Source organism: Corynebacterium sp. (assembly GCF_022712195.1).
Classification (GTDB): domain Bacteria; phylum Actinomycetota; class Actinomycetes; order Mycobacteriales; family Mycobacteriaceae; genus Corynebacterium.
In genome coordinates, this window is record NZ_JALAGY010000064.1 from 41,400 (window position 1) to 57,842 (window position 16,443).

The following is a 16,443-nucleotide window of genomic DNA, read 5'->3' on the forward strand; positions in this document are numbered from 1 at the left end:
GGTCATTCTATCCGACCTCCCCGGCAACCTGTGTGCCGCTGACAGCTTCGGTGTCTACCCTCGGCGGGCGGACAGAAGCAGACCACCCAAGGAGCAAACCTGATGACCACCGCACGCCAGATCGTCCTCGCCAGCCGCCCGGAGGGCGCGCCCACCGCGGAGAACTTCCGCACCGAGGAGGTCACGTTGCCGCAGGTCGGTGACGGAGAGCTTGAACTGAAGGTGCAGTACCTCTCCCTCGACCCGTACATGCGCGGACGGATGAGCGCCGCGAAGTCCTACGCCGCCCCCGTGCCTGTCGACGGGGTCATGACCGGCGAGACCGTCGCCGAGGTGACCGTCTCACGCCACCCCGACTTCGAGGTCGGCGACCTCGTCCGGGCCCACACCGGGTGGTGCACCCACGCCGTCGTCCCCGCCGACCACGTCCGCACCCTGCAGACCCACGGGGCCCCGGCGACCACGGCACTCGGTGTGCTCGGCATGCCCGGGTTCACCGCCTACGCCGGGATGAAGGTCATCGGGCAACCGAAGAAGGGGGAGACCGTCGCGGTCGCCGCCGCCTCCGGCCCCGTCGGCTCGATGGTCGGACAGCTCGCCCAGCTCGCCGGGGCACGCGCCGTCGGCGTCGCCGGAGGCCCGGAGAAGTGCGCCCACGTGCGCGACGAGCTCGGGTTCGACGCGGTGGTGGACCACCGCGACCCCGACTTCGCCGCGAAACTCGCCGAGGCCTGCCCCGACGGCGTGGACGTCTACTACGAGAACGTCGGCGGTGCGGTGTGGGACGCCGTCCTGCCGCTGCTGAACAAGTTCGCCCGCGTGCCCGTGTGCGGCCTCGTCGCCCAGTACAACTCCACCGGCTCCGACGGGCACGACCGGCTTCCGGCGGCCATGGGCACCGTCCTGGCCCAGAGCCTGCTGATCCGCGGGTTCATCCAGACCGAGTTCGCCGAGGAGTACTACCCGGAGTTCCTCGCCGAGATCGGCCCGAAGGTCGCCGACGGCACCGTCACCTACCGCGAGGACGTCGTCGAAGGGTTCGACAAGGCGCCCGATGCCTTCATCGGCATGCTCGAGGGGAAGAACTTCGGGAAACTCGTGGTCAAGGTCGACTGAGACTACGGGCGGCGCCTGGGCGTCTTGGCGCCGTCAGGGCCGGCCGGCTCCGCGCCCGCCGAGCAGCGCGTAGAGGAACGGCAACGCCGACACCACCATCATGGTGGTGCCCACCGCCTGGGCGGCCCCGCCGTCGGCCCCGCCGTCGGCCCCGCCGCGCAGCACCGCGCCGCCGACGACCAGCCCGACGAAGACTATCGCGGCGACGACCCGCACCGCCGCCCGCTCCAGACGCTTGAGCTGGCGCTCGACCTGGGGCGTGTTCACCGACAGGTCGCCGCTCTCCACCATGGTGATCGCGTCGTCCAGGCGGCGCGGCAGCCGGCCCAGCACCCGGGCCGTGGTCAGGGTGGTGCCGACCGCCCGGTGCGCCAGGTCCCTGGCGGACGACCCGGCACGCTCCCGGATCAGGCGGGCGGCGAACGGCTCCACCGAGTCCCAGATGTTGAACCCGGGGTCCAGTGTGGAACACAGCCCCGACAGCATCGACACCGCCCGCATGATCAGCAGGAAGTTCTCCGGCAGCTGGAACGGCATGGACCGGATCACCTCACGGAACCGGCGGGCGAAGTCCTCGAACTCACGCGGGTCCACACGCTGCAGGTCCATCACCCCCATCCCGCCGAAGCGGGCGAAGAGCTCGGTGACCGCCACCTGCAGTTCCGCGGTGTCCGCGGTGGGCAGCAGCACGCCCAGTCGCTGCATCGCGGCGACCATGCCCGGGCCGTCCTGCATGCCCACCGCCACCACCAGTTCCTGCAGCCGTGACTTGAGCTCCTCGTCCACGGTGCCGGTCATCCCGAAGTCGATGAAGGTCAGGCGGAACCCGCCTGCCCCACGGGAGGCGTCCGGGGTGACGAAGATGTTCCCGGGGTGCGGGTCCGCGTGGAAATGGCCGGTCTCGAACAGCTGCGTGAACATCGCCTCGGCGAGCGCGTCGGCCACCTGCGACGGGTCGATGCCGGCCGCACGCAGGGCGTCGACGTCACTGATCTTGACCGCCGTGACGTCCTGCAGCGTCAGGACGCGCCGTGTGCTGCGCTCCCAGACGACCGTGGGCGCGTCCACTCCCGGGTCCGCCTGCGGGCCGGAACGGAAACCGGTGAGGAAGGCGTCGGCCTCCGCCGCCTCATGCAGGTAGTCGATCTCCTCGTGGCTGGTGCGGGCGAACTCCTCGACCAACGCGGGCATGTCCGCGCGGGCGGCGATGAACCTGATCCGGGACAGCCAGCCGGCGATGCGGCGCAGGGCGGCCAGGTCCACCTCCACGATCCCGGCGATGCCGGGGCGCTGGATCTTCACCACCACGTCCGTGAACCCGACGTCCGCGGCGTCCCGCGCCGTGAGCCGAGCCTGGTACGCCTGACCCAGGGACGCGGCCGCCAGCGGCTCCGGGGAGAATGCGTCGAAGGCCCGCGACAACGGCATGCCCAGCTCGGCCTCCGCGAGTGCGACCATCGCCCCGACGTCCTCGGCCGGCACCTTGTCCTGCAGCTCGGCGAGTTCCCCGGTGACCGACGTCGGCAGGATGTCGATGCGGGTCGACATGAACTGTCCGACCTTGATCATCAGCCCGCCGAGATCCGTCGCCAGCACCCGGAACCGCGCCGCGGCACGGACGAACCGGCGCTCCTGGCCCCGTTGGCTGAACCTGCGCAGACCGAGGCGCGGCAGCACCAGCTCGAACCACCACATCTGCACCATCAGCAGCAGCCCGAAGGCGGTGATGCGACGGTAACGGCGGCGCAGTGCCCGGGGACCGGTCCGGTCAGACCTCCGGGGCACCGTTGTCGGCACTGTCGGCACTGTCGGCACTGTCGGCCCTGTCGGTCGTGCTGTCCTCGGCGAGGATGCCGTAGATCCGCCGGCGGGTCTCGTCGAGCAGTTCGGTGGCCCGTCGGCGCTGGTCCTCGGTGCCGCTCACACCGACCTGGTGCACCGCCTGCCCCAGCTTCACACCGGCCTTCGGCAGCTCCCCGCGGCCGTCGAACAGCCGGGCGACGGTGTCCCACGGGGCAGGGGCGGCGTCCTGACCGGCGGTGTCGGACGCTTCGGCACGCCCCTCCGCGGTCAGGGTGTACGTCCGCCTGCCGTCGGACTCCTCCACGGTGGCTAGCCCCTCGTCGACGAGGAGCTGAAGCTCCGGGTAGACCTCCGCGGCGCCGGGCGCGTCGTCACCGTCCTGCCCGGCGATCTCCCGGACGACCTGGCCGCCGTGCCGCGGACCGTGGGAGAGGACGTCGAGGACCGCGGCGTGCACACTGCGCGTCGGCCGCTGGGGTCGCTGGGGCCGGGGTGGTCGGGGCATGCGTCCCGCCTGGTCCGGGGCGGGAACCTGGAAGGGCAGGTAGTCGCGCACGTTCTCGAGCAGGTTCCACAGCGCCGCCGGATCCGGGGCGCCGTCGTATCGGTTCTGGTGAGGGTATCCCATGTCAGCGCCTCCATGCGCCTGGTGACGGATAGGTGGACGGCACCAACGCTACCCGCGAACCCTGGACGGCACCTGGGAGCAGAGGCCGGGAAGGCGGAGTCCGGTGCCCGGGGACCCGTGGCGCCACATCGTGGCACATCGTGCCCGGTCGCGCCCCTGAGGCACGCCGGTGCCGTGAGGCACCGTTATCCTGAACGCCATGACTGACTCGTCCGGCCCCCGCCCCAACGGCCGCTACGCCCCGAGCCCCAGCGGTGACCTGCACCTGGGCAACCTGCGTACCGCCGTGCTCGCCGAGGCGTGGGCGCGGACCACCGGACGCGGGTTCGTCCTGCGTGTCGACGACATCGACGCCGCCCGGTCCTCGGAGATCTCCGCCGACCGGCAGCTGGAGGACCTCGAGGCCGTCGGGGTCACCTGGGACGGGGCGGTCGCCCGCCAGTCCGGGACCCTCGACCGCTACGAGGTCGCCCTCGACCGGCTCCGGGAGGACGGCCTGGTCTACGAGTGCTACTGCTCCCGCAGGGACATCCGGGAGGCGGCCCGCGCCCCGCACGCCGTGCCGGGACACTACCCCGGCACCTGCCGCGACCTGGATGACGCCGAGCGGGCACAGCGGCGCGACGCCCTCGCCGCCGAGGGGCGCGTCCCCTCGCTGCGGCTGCGAGCGCAGGTCAGCGAGTGGACGGTGCGTGAGACCTTCGCCGTCCCCGGCGGCAGCCACACCGGGGAGGTGGACGACATGGTCCTGCGCCGTGGCGGGCAGGGCGGGGCCGACGTGGGGGTGGCCTACAACCTCGCCGTCGTCGTCGACGACACGCTCGCCGGGGTCGACCAGGTCGTCCGCGGCGACGACCTGCTCAGCTCCGCGCCACGCCAGGCGTACCTGGCGCACCTGCTGGAGCTGCCGGAGGTGGAGTACGTGCACGTCCCCCTGGTGCTGGGGCCCACCGGCGCACGGCTGGCGAAGCGGGACGGTGCTATCACCCTGCGTGAGATGCCCGGCGACACCCTGGAGGAGAAGGGACGTGCCGCCCGGGAGTGGATCGACCGCTCGATCGGGCCGGCGGCGCTGGAGGACCCGGCACTGCTGAGCCACGAGCCGGTCACCTGGCAGGGGTGAGCCCCGGCTGGCGGGGTCAGCCCACCGAGCGACGTCCGAACACCGGGGCCACCTTCTTCGCGGCGGCCTTCCGGGCCACCGCCGTGTTCTTCCCGGCGAGCAGCCGCAGCTGGCGCATCCGCTCCCTGCGGAACGTGGTCCACGGGCCGGTCGTCCACGTCTCGTCCACCAGCTTCTTCGCGTAGGCCACCGCATCGGGGGAGCGGGTGGCGATCACCGTGGCGAGCGCCTCGGCGTCCTCCACCGGCGTGTCGGAGACCTCGCTGGCCAGCCCGTACCCCACCGCGGCGCGGCCGTCGAAGACCTCGCCGGTCATGGTGAGCTTCTTCAGCACGTCCGCCCGCACCTGCTGGGGCAGGGTCCGCATGCCGGACATGTCGGGGACCAGCCCCCACTTCGACTCGAGGATGCTCCACTGCGCGTCGGCGGTGGTGATCCGCCAGTCCGCGGCCATGGCCAGCTGGAGACCGCCGCCGAAACAGTGCCCGTGCACCGCCGCGACCACCGGCACCGGCAGGCGCCGGAAACCCCAGCACGCCTCCTGGAACTGGTTCGTCCCGCGCCACGGCCGGGGGAGGAAGGACGCCACCATCGACGAGGGCCGCTTCATCGCCGAGGCGAAGTCCAGGCCGGCGCTGAAGGAACGGCCCTCCCCGGAGACGACCACGGCGCGGATCGTCCGGTCGTCCCGGATGCGCCGGGTGATCGACACCAGTTCGTCGAGGATCTCCAGGGTGAGGGAGTTCAGCTTGTCCGGACGGTTGAGCCGGACGTGGGCGATCCGTGTGGGGCCGTCGGTGACGGTGAGTGAGGGAAGACCAGTCATGCCGACAACGCTAGAGGACGGTGCGGGGTGGCCGCGGGTGAACGCGAGGGACGGACACGGGGCTGGCAGACTGGGGGCATGCCAGAACAGCTGCACACACCACCCGGCGGCGCGTACACGCACGGATTCGCCCGCGTCGCGGCGGCCACCGTCCCGGTCGCCGTCGCCGACCCGGCGACGAACGCCCGCACGGTCCTCGACACCGCCCGCGGCCTCCACGACGACCACGTCGCCGTCGCCGTCTTCCCCGAGCTCTGCCTCACCGGCTACGCCATCGACGACCTGGTGATGCAGGACGCCCTGCTCGACGCCGTCACCGACGCCCTGGCCACCCTCGTCGCAGAGTCGGGGACACTCTTCCCCGTGCTCGTCGTCGGCGCCCCGTTGGCGCACGGCAACCGCCTGTACAACTGTGCGGTGGTCATCCACCGCGGGCGGATCCTGGGCGTCATCCCGAAGGCCCACCTGCCGAACTACCGCGAGTTCCACGAGCGGCGCTGGTACGCGCCGGGCGACGGGGTCCGCGGCGAGACGATCCGCGTCGGACGCGGGGCGGACGGGGTCGAGGCCCCCTTCGGCACCGACCTGCTCTTCGAGGCGCAGGACGTGGACGGTCTGACCGTCCACGCCGAGGTCTGCGAGGACATGTGGGTCCCGGTGCCCCCGTCCTCCGTGGCGGCGCTGCAGGGCGCCACCGTCCTGCTGAACCTGTCGGGGAGCCCCGTCACGGTGCAGCGGGCCGACGACCGTCACCTGCTGGCGAAGTCGGCGTCCCACCGGAACCTGGCGGCCTACGTGTACGCCGCCGCCGGCCAGGGGGAGTCGACCAACGACGTCTCCTGGGACGGGCAGACCATGGTGTACGAACGCGGTGAGCTGCTGCAGGAGAGTGAGCGTTTCCCGGACGGCCCGCGCGTCAGCGTCGCAGACGTGGACGTCCGCGGACTGCAGGCCGCACGCCTGCGCCAGGGCACCTTCGACGACAACCGCCGGGCGGTGGAGCACCGTTCGGACGTGCGGTTCCGGCGCATCGGGTTCACGCTGAACCCGCCGCAGGGCGACGTGGGCCTGCGGCGGGAGGTCGCGCGGTTCCCCTTCGTGCCCGGCGACCCCGCCCGCCTGGCGCAGGACTGCTACGAGACCTTCAACATCCAGGTCTCCGGGCTGGTCCAGCGGCTGCAGGCCATCGGCGACCCCCGCCCGGTGATCGGGGTCTCCGGTGGACTGGACTCCACCCACGCGCTGCTGGTGGTGGCGCGGGCGATGGACCGCGCCGGTCGTCCCCGCTCCGACATCCTGGCGTACACGATGCCGGGGTTCGCCACCTCCGACCACACGAAGTCGAACGCCGTGAAACTCGCCGAGGCCCTGGGCGCGACGATCCGCACCCTCGACATCCGGCCCGCGGCCACCGAGATGCTCTCCCGGGTGGGGCACCCGGCCGGCGACGGTGAGCCGGTGTACGACGTGACCTTCGAGAACGTGCAGGCCGGGCTGCGCACCGACTACCTCTTCCGCCTGGCCAACCACCTCGGCGGCATCGTGGTGGGCACCGGGGACCTCTCCGAGTTCGCCCTCGGCTGGTGCACCTACGGGGTCGGGGACCAGATGAGCCACTACGCGGTGAACGCCGGGGTGCCCAAGACGCTGATCCAGCACCTCATCCGGTGGGTCATCGCCGACGGCACCGTGGTCGGGGACGACGCCGCCGCGGTGCTGCGGTCCGTCCTGGACACCGAGATCAGCCCCGAGCTGGTGCCCGCCGGGGCGGACGGACAGGTCCAGTCCACCGAGGACACCATCGGCCCGTACGCGCTGCACGACTTCACGCTGTGGCACGTGCTGCGCGGCACCCGCCCGGCCACCGTCGCCTTCCTGGCCTGGCACGCCTGGAACGACGCGGAGGCCGGGCAGTGGCCGGCGGGGTTCCCCGACGACGACCGCTACGCCTACGACCTGACGACCGTCGTGCGGTGGGAACGTGTCTTCCTGCGACGCTTCTTCGGCTTCGCCCAGTTCAAGCGCACGGCCGTGCCCAACGGTCCGAAGGTGTCCCCGGCCGGCTCCCTGTCGCCGCGCGGTGACTGGCGGGCGCCGTCGGACGGGAACGCCCGCGCCTGGCTCGCTGAGCTCGACCGGCACTACCCCGATGTGGGGGCATGAGCACCGGGTGTGTCCCCGGTCACACTCTGCGCTGGTGACGGTCCGTTTCCGGTGCTCGTGACGCGGGGACGTGGGTTGCGCCTCCTCGCGGTTTCCCCCGCCTGCCCATAAGCTTGTTCAGGGACAAAAGAAGTAGACAGCGGAGGCGAAGAAAACATGAGTGTCGTCAGTGCGTCCCACGTCTACAAGGTCTTCGGACCGGACGCCGACAGCAGGGAACTGGTCTCCCGTCTGGAAAAGGGGGAGGACCGCGACGACCTCACCCACCTGGGGACCGCCGCCGTCATCGACGCCTCCTTCTCCGTGGAGGCCGGGGAGACCTTCGTGGTGATGGGCCTGTCGGGGTCGGGGAAGTCGACGCTGATCCGGATGCTCAACGGCCTGTGGGCCCCCACCTCCGGGACAGTGGAGGTGGCGGGCAGGGACATCTCCGCCATGGGCACCAGGGAACTCCGCGACCTGCGCAAGAGCCACGTGTCCATGGTCTTCCAGCACTTCGCGCTGCTCCCGCACCGCAGCGTCCGCGACAACGCCGCCTACTCGCTGGAGATCCAGGGGGTCGACAAGGCGGAACGGAGGGAACGCGCGGACCACTGGCTGCGACAGGTCGGGCTCGACGGTTGGGGCGACCACCTGCCCGGCGAACTCTCCGGAGGCATGCAGCAACGCGTCGGACTCGCCCGCGCCCTCGCCGCGGAGACCGACATCCTGCTGATGGACGAGGCGTTCTCCGCCCTGGACCCGCTGATCCGCACCGAGATGCAGGACCAGCTGATCGCCCTTCAGCGCGACCTGAGGAAGACCATCATCTTCATCAGCCACGACCTCAACGAGGCGATGCGGCTCGGCGACAGGATCGCGATCATGCGGGGAGGGCGCATCGCCCAGACAGGGTCCGCGGTGGAGATCCTCACCGAACCCGCCGACGACTACGTCCGCGAGTTCATCGCCGACGTCGACCGGACCCGCGTCCTCACCGCGCGCAACGTGATGACCGCGCCCGGCGACGACGTCGGCCCGCTGCCCACCGTCGGCGCAGACACCGTGCTGGCGGAGGTCTTCGCGCACTCGGCGGCCTCGGAGACCGGCGCGGTGGCGGTCGTGGACGACGGTGGGGCTCACGGTGGCGGCCGGGTGATCGGCGTCGTCGACCGACGCACACTCGTCGACACCGTGGCCGAGGCCGCCACGGTGGGGAAGGAGGCCTGACATGTCGACGTTCATGAACCCCGACATCCCGGTCGGCCGCTGGGTCGCCGACGGCATCGACTGGTTCACCGGCGCGGCGTCCGGCTTCCTCGACGCCGTCGGCGCAGTCCTCGGCGGCATGTACTCCGGGGTCTACTCCCTACTCGGCGCACCGGTGTACCTGGTGATGATCGTGGTGTTCGCGGTGATCGCCTGGTTCGCGGCGGGGTGGCGGGTCGCCGTCTTCACCGTGCTGGGCTTCTACCTGGTGAGAGGCGTCAACGAGTGGAACCAGGCCATGCAGACACTGTCGATGGTCATCGTCGCCGTGGTGATCGCCGTCGCGGTCTCCGTGCCACTCGGGATCTGGGCGGCGAAGTCCCGCGTCGTCTCGGCGGTCGTCCAGCCCGTCCTCGACTTCATGCAGGCCATGCCGGCGTTGGCCTACCTGGTGCCGATCATCGTGATCTTCGGTATCGGCGAGGTCCCCGGCATGATCGCCACCCTGATCTTCTGCCTGCCACCCGGTGTCCGCTTCACCCGGCTGGGCATCCTCCAGGTCGACCGGGAGACCGTGGAGGCCGGCAACGCCTTCGGGGCGACACCCCGCCACATCCTCTTCCGCATCGAGATGCCCCTGGCCCTGCCGACCATCATGGCCGGGATCAACCAGGTCATCATGCTCGCGCTGTCCATGGTGGTGCTGGCGGGCATGGCCGGCGCAGCGGGTCTCGGCAAGGACGTGACGACCGCCATCCAGTCCCTGAACATCCCGCTGGGCGTCAACGCGGGCCTGGCCGTGGTGATCCTGGCGATCTTCCTCGACCGCGTCACAGCCGGCCTGGGACGCCGGACCCCGCTGGCCAGGGCAGAAACCGCCGGGTGACACCCGGCGCCACAGCGCGCACCACCTGCACCACATCCACCACCACCGTTTCACGACAGGAGACACCATGACCACCACAGCACGGACCACCACGACACGGACCACCGCCAGAGCGGGACGCCGGGCGGCCACGCTCGGCGCACTGCTGGTGACCTCGGCACTGGCGCTCTCCGCCTGCGGGGCGGAGAACGAGGGCGGCGGTGACGGCGGTGAAGGCGCCGGATCCGGTACCGACTCCGAATACGCCGACTGCACCCCGGGGGAGGACTCGGCGAACCTCGCCGACATGGACGTCGACGACGACAAGGACATCAGCATCGCCGCCTTCAACGGCTGGGACGAGTCCTTCGCCGCCGCCCACCTGCTCAAGCACGTCCTGGAGGAGGACGGCTACACGGTGACGGTGGAAGGCTACGACGCCGCGCCGGGGTACACCGGTGTGGCGCAGGGTGACATGGACATCGTCATGGACAGCTGGCTGCCCGTCACCCACGACACCTACATCGAGGAGTACGGCGACGACCTCGAGACCCAGGGCTGCTGGTACGACAACGCCGAACTGACCATCGCCGTGAACGAGGACTCCCCGGCACAGAGCATCGAGGACCTGGCGAGCATGGGCGACGACTACGGCAACCGGATCGTCGGGATCGAGGACGGCGCCGGCCTGACCAAGCAGATCCAGGACCGGGCCATCCCGGAGTACGGTCTCAACGACCTGAACTTCCAGACCTCGTCCACCCCCGCGATGCTGGCCGAGCTGAAGAAGGCCACCGACGCCGGAGACAACATCGCGGTGAGCCTGTGGCGCCCGCACTGGGCCTACGACTCCTTCCCCGTCCGTGACCTCGAGGACCCGAAGGGTGCGATGGGCGGCACGGAGAACATCTTCAACTTCTCCCGGACCGGCTTCTCCGACGACAACCCCTATGTGGCCCAGCTGCTGAAGAACCTGGTGCTCGACGACGAGCACCTCTTCACCCTGGAGAACGTGATGTTCTCCGAGGAGAACTACGGCGGCGAGAAGATGGACGAGGCCGTGGCCGAGTGGATCGACGACAACCCGGACTTCGTCGACGACTGGAAGGCCGGTGAGCTGGCGTAGTCACCCGCCGAGTCACCCGCCGAGCAGGGCGGCGAACTCCTCGTCCGGCATGAGCGAGCCCCCGGTGAGCCACGCGACGTGGGTCCCCGGGGCGTCGGCGTCCCCGAGACACCCCGCCGCGCGCAGTCCCGCGCAGGCGGACGGTTCGAGCGCGATGCCGCAGACACCGTGCACCACGGAGAGGACCCGCAGGAGGTCGTCGTCGGTGACGGTCGCGTAGCCGGCGACGAGGCCGCCGACCGTCTTCCCCACGAAACCGGACGGACGGCCCACCGCCAGACCGTCGGCGACGGTGGACTCCCCACGGCCGATGTCCGTCACCCCGACCGCGTCGTCCAGCCCGGTGAGCCGTCCGAGAAGGAACGCCGGCATCGCCACCGGTTCAACGAAGACGCACCGGACGTCGTCGCCGAAGATCCTGGACAGCCCGTAGGTGACGCCGCCGGGCGCCCCGCCGATCCCGCAGGGCAGGTACACGGTCAGCGGGTAGTCCGCGTCCACCCGGACCGACGCCGCGGCGAGCTGCCCGGCGAGCCTGCGCCCGGCGACGGCGTAGCCGGCGAAGAGGCTCAGGGAGTTCTCGTCGTCGATGAAGTGGGCGTGCGGGTCCGCGTCGGCGGCGCGGCGTCCGGCGTGGACCGCCGCGGTGAAGTCCGTGTCGTGCTCGACGACCTGCACCCCGGAGTCCCGGAGGCGGTCCTTCTTCCACTGCTTGGCGTCGTGGGACATGTGTACCGTCACGGAGAACCCGAGGACCGCGCCCATCAGACCGATGGACATGCCCAGGTTGCCGGTCGACCCGACGACGATGCGTCGCGTCGCCATCCGCTCCCGCACGGAACGGTCGAGGAACACCGTGGGACCGGCGGACAGGTCGACGCCGAGTTCGGCGGCGACGGTGAGTGCCGTCTCGAGGACCTCGTGGATACCTCCGCGGGACTTCACCGAGCCGCTCACCGCCAGGGCGTCGTCCCGTTTCACCCACAGGTTCCGGGGGACAGGGGTGCCGAACTCCCGGGAGAGCGCCTCGCTGAGGGCGCCGACCTTCGTCAACGGCGACTCGATGACGCCACCGAGACCACGCGTCTCAGGGAAGATGTCCTCGATCAACGGCGCGAACCACCGGAAGCGTTCCTCCGCGGCGTCGACGAGGGCGTCGAGGGTGGCTGTGTCCGGGGAGCCGGTGCCGGGTGGGCCGGCGTGGGTGGAGTGGTCGGGGACCCACACCGTGGGACGGGCGGCGGCCAGGTCGTCGAAGACCGCCCGGTCGCGGTCTGAGGACAGGGAGTCCCGGAGAGTCTGCATGGCGTCCCAGTCTAGAGGGGCGTGGCAGGGGAAACTGGAAACGACAGAACCCCCGGTCCGAGGACCGGGGGTTCTGCTGTGGCGGAGGATATTCATGCCGGAGCGATTGTCGGTGTGCCGGCGTTGACGGCCCTCTTCCTGAAGAACAGCCGGTTTCCTCCCCGGCCAGACCTCCGTGAGACGACCGGGCCTTGCGCATGCAGGGGTTGCACACGACGGGTGCGGTACCTGTCTGCACGATCGCGTGTGTGCACAGCGGATACGGACTGGTCGAGAGTATCGGTGCTCATGCTTCGCTCACCATGAGCGCGGAGTACGGTGACCCCGACCCACGCCAGGACAACAGTGGGCGGGGCTGGTGTGTGGTGTTATGTTCCCGCACCGTGCCAGGGGGAAGTTCCACGGTCAGGGTACAGTCGGTGCCCCTGGACAGGGGGCTAGGTGGTGTTAAGCGGAAATGAAGGCTGACGCCATCTACCGTGTGGCACATGAATATTCATAAGCGAACATTTTCTGTTGTGGGGGCGGTGACCCTGCTCGGCAGTCTGCTTGCCGGGTGCGGATCGAACGACGAGGACACCGCTGAATCCACAATGACGGCAACGTCGACAGTGTCTGCGACCGAGGACTCCACGACGAACAGCGAGGATGCCCCGGCCCCGACCACTGGGGAGGACGAGGCGACAGAGGCAGCTGAGTCGACAGAGACGAACGAACCGCAGCAGGGAACGGTGACACCGGGAGAGGCTGCACATGTGCTCGATGATTTCGACGAGGTTGACGCGTTGATGTACACCGGCAACGGGAACTCGTCACTGGCCGGGGCAAGATTCAAGACACAGTCCGGATCTGTGAACTGCCATATCAACGGCCTTGGGGCCGGTTGCAAGGTGAACCAGCATGAAGAATGGCCTGCCGAAGACCGGGCAAATGACGGATTGAACGGGCAGGGGACTCCGACAGTCATTGGGTGGTCTGACGGTGTGGAGGCTGGTTACGGTGCGGCTCCAAAAACGTGGGTTCAGCAAGGGACTTGGCCGAATACTTCGGCAAGCGCAACGCTGCCCAGCGGCTCGAAGATAACGACGTATGGCACGGAGGAACAGCCGAAAGTCACTTGTGGCGTCGACGTGAACAGACTGATGATCTGCGCCAGCGAGGACGGGCATGGGTTCCGGGTGTCAGAAGACGTCTATGAAACGTGGTGATTGTCGCTCTGATCTCATTGTGATTCAGTCGGCGGGGTGTGTGGCATCCTGGTCACCAACCCCTGGGGCGGATTTTCTTGTAGGGGTACACGTCTGCGGTGGAGGCGGCCAGGTGTGAAAACCGGTCGTCCGGCCTGAAGGCAGGTACGGGAGTCTCTACGAAACCCGGGGCGATTCAGTGATGGAGTCCCTCATCGGCAGGTCCAGAGCATCGTGCAGGGCCTGATTCCAGGCCACCTGTGGTGCGAGGGCTGAGCTTAAACCAGCCACCTGCTCCTGGAGAGGCCGAAGGGCCTCGCTGAACAGTGACAGTGTTCTTTTGTCTGGCTGCTCATCAGGGAAGTGCTCCGCCAGAAGGTCAGCCATCCCGTCCCGGTCACCAGCATCCACTCCGAAGGCTGCCTCCAGGCCGTCCAATCTCTCCAGCAGTTCGTCTTCGTCCACCAACCGCTTCCTGGCGGCATCAGCGACCATGTCGAGGAGATGCCCTGGTTCGTGTCCGGCACGTGCCAGGTCCGCGACCGTGCGTGAAACCACCGTGACAGGCAGTCCGGCATCCGGATGCACCATCCAGTCCGTGCCATCGATCACTGCGCGGTGGAAATGCACATCAGGTTGGCGACTTTGGCGCCGGTCAGCCACGGTGAAATGTGCTCCATCTGGCCACAGGTCACCGATGCCCCACAGATCAGCTGCCGTTTCATGCGAGACCACCGCTGTTGCGGCAAGTTCGGTGTCATTGGTGCGGTCGGCGGCCAGGAGCTCTGGTTGCAGCGCGAGCCACTGTGCTTTGAGTTCCAGCTCGGCTGATAGCGCCGTGGCCGTGGTCGCGTAAACCCCATGACGAACCCTTACCAGCACTCCGTGGTTGGCCAGCCGGCGCAGCGAAGGCAGGTCAACCCCAGCTGCTTTCGCCTGGGCCGAGGTGACCAGGCCCCACTGCTGGGAGGCCAGGTCACCAACGATCTCCGCCGCCTCTGCACTCTTCATGCTTCATAAAGTATCACACGGGAACTTTTTGAAGTGGGGGAACGGCAATTCCATGCTGCAAAAAGCACTGAATACGTACTTTTTGCAGCATGGCGATAGTCGCCGGAACTTGTTGGCCGAACGCGTTCGTCCCGTTCTGAGGTGTGTCCGACCGCACTTCTGGCCTGTGAGGCACACGGACTGTTCTGATGGCACGGCGCCAACCACTCCACGCTTCGGAGGCAGCCATGACATTCGCGCCGACCCTGACCATCCCCCGTGACGACGTTGCTGCGCCCCTGTGCAACATCCCCGGCGATGCGGTGGTGAAACCGGTATTGCGGAAGGTGTGCGGAAGCAAGTCTGACCTGCATGTTCTCCGATAGAAACGACGAAACCCCCTGATCATCTCTGATCAGGGGGAACGTCCTGTGGCGGAGGATAGGGGATTTGAACCCCTGAGGGATGTGACTCCCGCACGCGTTCCAGGCGTGTGACATAGGCCGCTAGTCGAATCCTCCGCCGAGAAATATACACAGGTCGGTGTCCAGGATGCAAAATGCCGTTGAATATGCTGGTGGGGCCGTGTATTCGGTGGTGTCGGCGAGGGGGCCGGTGTGCGTGTTGGCTCCCGGGCGGCACCGTTGCTACTATGGGGTCCGGACGCCGCGCGGCGTGTATCTTGTGAACTCCCCCAGGGCAGGAATGCAGCAAGGGTCAACGAGCTCTGGCGGGTGCGCGGTGTCCTTCTACTTTTTCCGCGAGGCCCTGGATAAGGGTGGGGACGCGGAGTAGGTTCGGGGGTGGACCTGTTCTCCGCTGAAAGGCGTCCCATGCTCACCGATGATCGTCATCCTGCACTCTTCCGTGCGTTGACGTCGTCGTAGCCGAACCGTCGGCTCCGCCGCACCCGTTGTCAACGCATCCGCTGACAACCGTCGGAGCCCACCATGTCACCCACCCTTTCCCCGTCCGTCGTCGTGTCGGACGTGTCCTTCTCCTGGCCGGACGGCAGTCCCGTCCTGGACCACCTCACCGTCGCCTTCGGCCGGGGACGGACCGGTCTGCTGGGAGCCAACGGCACAGGGAAGTCCACACTGCTGAAGCTCATCGCCGGTGAGCTGGCGCCGACGTCCGGCACACTGACCACCCGCGGCGACATCGGCCACCTCCCCCAGAACCTGACGCTGTCCACCGGGACGACAGTGGCTGAGCTCCTGGGCGTAGCCGACGCGCTCGACGCGTTGCGCGCCATCGAGTCCGGTTCCATGGAGGAACGCCACATCGAGACCCTCGGCGGGCGCTGGGGTGTCGAGGAGGAGGCCCGGCGCGCCCTCGACGACGTCGGCCTGCGCGGCGTCGGTCCCGACCGCACCGTGGGCGACCTCTCCGGTGGGGAAGCGGTTCTGGCGGCAGTGGCCGGGTTGCGGATGCACAGCGCCGGGGACGAGGGGGTCGTCCTGCTCGACGAACCCACGAACAACCTCGACCGGCGTGCACGTCACGGCCTCTACCGGGCGGTCGAGTCCTGGAAGGGCGCGCTGGTCGTGGTCAGTCACGACGTCACCCTGCTGGACCTCATGGACGACACCGCTGAGCTTCGCGGCGGGACGGTGACGCTGTTCGGCGGAGGTTTCAGCGACTACCGGCGCCAGGTGGAGCAGGAGCAGGCAGCCGCGGAGCAGGCTCTGCGCACCGCCGGGCAGAAGCTCAGGACGGAGAGGCGGCAGCGGATACAGGCGCAGACGACACTGGCACGGCGTCAGCGCTACGCGCGCACGGACTACGTCAACCGGCGCAGGCCCAAGATGATCATGAACCAGCGCAAGTCGGAGGCGCAGGTGTCCGCGGGGAAACTGCGCGGCGACCTGGATGAGAAGGTCGCGCAGGCGCGGCAGGAGAAGGCGCGGCGGGAGGAACGGGTCCGACGCGACGCGGTCATCCGGATCGCACTGCCGGACCCCGGCGTCCCTGCAGGTCGCCGGCTGCTCGAGTTCTCCGACGCGCGGGGAGTCGCCGTGGTGGTGCAGGGGCCCGAGCGTGTCGCGCTGACGGGGCCGAACGGGATCGGCAAGACCCGGCTGCTGGAGGGACTGGTCCGGGGCCGTGACCCGGGGGATGAC

At 69.2% G+C, this 16,443-nt stretch carries 13 protein-coding genes, 1 tRNA gene and 1 other RNA gene; 9 read left to right on the plus strand and 6 right to left on the minus strand.

Annotated features, from left to right (window positions below):
- The first annotated feature begins 102 nt into the window (after positions 1-102).
- The gene (locus tag Q0A34_RS08420; protein WP_291479547.1) at positions 103-1,116 is read left to right on the plus strand and encodes an NADP-dependent oxidoreductase; all 1,014 of its coding nucleotides are present in this window, start codon (positions 103-105) and stop codon (positions 1,114-1,116) included.
- Between the two features lie 33 nt (positions 1,117-1,149).
- Here the strand turns inward: Q0A34_RS08420 and Q0A34_RS08425 are convergent, their stop codons facing one another.
- A complete protein-coding gene (locus tag Q0A34_RS08425; RefSeq protein WP_291479548.1) occupies positions 1,150-2,901 on the minus strand; it encodes an AarF/UbiB family protein in 1,752 nt (583 codons plus the stop codon).
- Positions 2,885-3,547: a PadR family transcriptional regulator gene (locus Q0A34_RS08430; protein ID WP_291479549.1), complete on the minus strand. Its 663-nt coding sequence runs from the start codon at positions 3,545-3,547 to the stop codon at positions 2,885-2,887. Before Q0A34_RS08430 ends, Q0A34_RS08425 begins: the two co-directional genes overlap by 17 nt.
- Before the next feature lie 199 nt (positions 3,548-3,746).
- On the opposite strand from Q0A34_RS08430, the gene gluQRS reads away from it, so the two are divergent.
- Positions 3,747-4,670, plus strand: coding sequence for a tRNA glutamyl-Q(34) synthetase GluQRS (gene gluQRS, locus Q0A34_RS08435; protein WP_291479550.1), 924 nt, complete (start codon positions 3,747-3,749; stop codon positions 4,668-4,670).
- A gap of 16 nt (positions 4,671-4,686) precedes the next feature.
- Here the strand turns inward: gluQRS and Q0A34_RS08440 are convergent, their stop codons facing one another.
- Positions 4,687-5,496, minus strand: a complete 810-nt coding sequence (locus tag Q0A34_RS08440; protein ID WP_291479551.1) for a crotonase/enoyl-CoA hydratase family protein — start codon at positions 5,494-5,496, stop codon at positions 4,687-4,689.
- A gap of 78 nt (positions 5,497-5,574) precedes the next feature.
- Between Q0A34_RS08440 and Q0A34_RS08445 the strand changes: the two genes are divergently transcribed.
- The 4 genes from Q0A34_RS08445 to Q0A34_RS08460 all read left to right on the plus strand — a co-directional run bounded on the left by Q0A34_RS08445 (position 5,575) and on the right by Q0A34_RS08460 (position 10,838).
- A complete protein-coding gene (locus Q0A34_RS08445; protein ID WP_291479552.1) occupies positions 5,575-7,659 on the plus strand; it encodes an NAD(+) synthase in 2,085 nt (694 codons plus the stop codon).
- Between the two features lie 156 nt (positions 7,660-7,815).
- Positions 7,816-8,868: a betaine/proline/choline family ABC transporter ATP-binding protein gene (locus Q0A34_RS08450; RefSeq protein WP_291479553.1), complete on the plus strand. Its 1,053-nt coding sequence runs from the start codon at positions 7,816-7,818 to the stop codon at positions 8,866-8,868.
- Position 8,869: 1 nt separating this feature from the next.
- On the plus strand, positions 8,870-9,733 hold the full coding sequence (locus Q0A34_RS08455; RefSeq protein ID WP_291479554.1) for an ABC transporter permease subunit: 864 nt from the start codon (positions 8,870-8,872) through the stop codon (positions 9,731-9,733).
- Between the two features lie 67 nt (positions 9,734-9,800).
- The gene (locus tag Q0A34_RS08460; protein WP_291479555.1) at positions 9,801-10,838 is read left to right on the plus strand and encodes a glycine betaine ABC transporter substrate-binding protein; all 1,038 of its coding nucleotides are present in this window, start codon (positions 9,801-9,803) and stop codon (positions 10,836-10,838) included.
- Positions 10,839-10,850: 12 nt separating this feature from the next.
- On the opposite strand, the gene Q0A34_RS08465 is transcribed toward Q0A34_RS08460, so the two are convergent.
- On the minus strand, positions 10,851-12,143 hold the full coding sequence (locus Q0A34_RS08465) for a D-serine ammonia-lyase (protein WP_291479556.1): 1,293 nt from the start codon (positions 12,141-12,143) through the stop codon (positions 10,851-10,853).
- 488 nt (positions 12,144-12,631) lie between these two features.
- Between Q0A34_RS08465 and Q0A34_RS08470 the strand changes: the two genes are divergently transcribed.
- Complete coding sequence (locus tag Q0A34_RS08470) at positions 12,632-13,351, plus strand: hypothetical protein (RefSeq protein WP_291479557.1); 720 nt, start codon at positions 12,632-12,634, stop codon at positions 13,349-13,351.
- A gap of 156 nt (positions 13,352-13,507) precedes the next feature.
- On the opposite strand, the gene Q0A34_RS08475 is transcribed toward Q0A34_RS08470, so the two are convergent.
- Positions 13,508-14,341, minus strand: a complete 834-nt coding sequence (locus Q0A34_RS08475; protein WP_291479558.1) for a type IV toxin-antitoxin system AbiEi family antitoxin domain-containing protein — start codon at positions 14,339-14,341, stop codon at positions 13,508-13,510.
- A 411-nt stretch (positions 14,342-14,752) separates the two neighbouring features.
- A tRNA-Ser gene (locus Q0A34_RS08480) sits at positions 14,753-14,841 on the minus strand.
- 136 nt (positions 14,842-14,977) lie between these two features.
- Between Q0A34_RS08480 and ffs the strand changes: the two genes are divergently transcribed.
- Together ffs and Q0A34_RS08490 are read left to right on the plus strand one after the other, a co-directional pair.
- An RNA gene (gene ffs, locus Q0A34_RS08485) (signal recognition particle sRNA small type) lies at positions 14,978-15,074 on the plus strand.
- A gap of 196 nt (positions 15,075-15,270) precedes the next feature.
- Positions 15,271-16,443 (plus strand): ATP-binding cassette domain-containing protein (locus tag Q0A34_RS08490; RefSeq protein WP_291479559.1); only part of this gene is annotated, 1,173 nt, incomplete at its 3' end.

Bases quoted from the DNA above. Each gene is read 5' to 3' on its own strand.
- Q0A34_RS08420 (WP_291479547.1), top strand. From the start codon at position 103: ATGACCACCGCACGCCAGATCGTCCTCGCCAGCCGCCCGGAGGGCGCG.
- Q0A34_RS08430 (WP_291479549.1), bottom strand. From the start codon at position 3,547: ATGGGATACCCTCACCAGAACCGATACGACGGCGCCCCGGATCCGGCG.
- gluQRS (WP_291479550.1), top strand. From the start codon at position 3,747: ATGACTGACTCGTCCGGCCCCCGCCCCAACGGCCGCTACGCCCCGAGC.
- Q0A34_RS08440 (WP_291479551.1), bottom strand. From the start codon at position 5,496: ATGACTGGTCTTCCCTCACTCACCGTCACCGACGGCCCCACACGGATC.
- Q0A34_RS08445 (WP_291479552.1), top strand. From the start codon at position 5,575: ATGCCAGAACAGCTGCACACACCACCCGGCGGCGCGTACACGCACGGA.
- Q0A34_RS08450 (WP_291479553.1), top strand. From the start codon at position 7,816: ATGAGTGTCGTCAGTGCGTCCCACGTCTACAAGGTCTTCGGACCGGAC.
- Q0A34_RS08455 (WP_291479554.1), top strand. From the start codon at position 8,870: ATGTCGACGTTCATGAACCCCGACATCCCGGTCGGCCGCTGGGTCGCC.
- Q0A34_RS08460 (WP_291479555.1), top strand. From the start codon at position 9,801: ATGACCACCACAGCACGGACCACCACGACACGGACCACCGCCAGAGCG.
- Q0A34_RS08465 (WP_291479556.1), bottom strand. From the start codon at position 12,143: ATGCAGACTCTCCGGGACTCCCTGTCCTCAGACCGCGACCGGGCGGTC.
- Q0A34_RS08470 (WP_291479557.1), top strand. From the start codon at position 12,632: ATGAATATTCATAAGCGAACATTTTCTGTTGTGGGGGCGGTGACCCTG.
- Q0A34_RS08475 (WP_291479558.1), bottom strand. From the start codon at position 14,341: ATGAAGAGTGCAGAGGCGGCGGAGATCGTTGGTGACCTGGCCTCCCAG.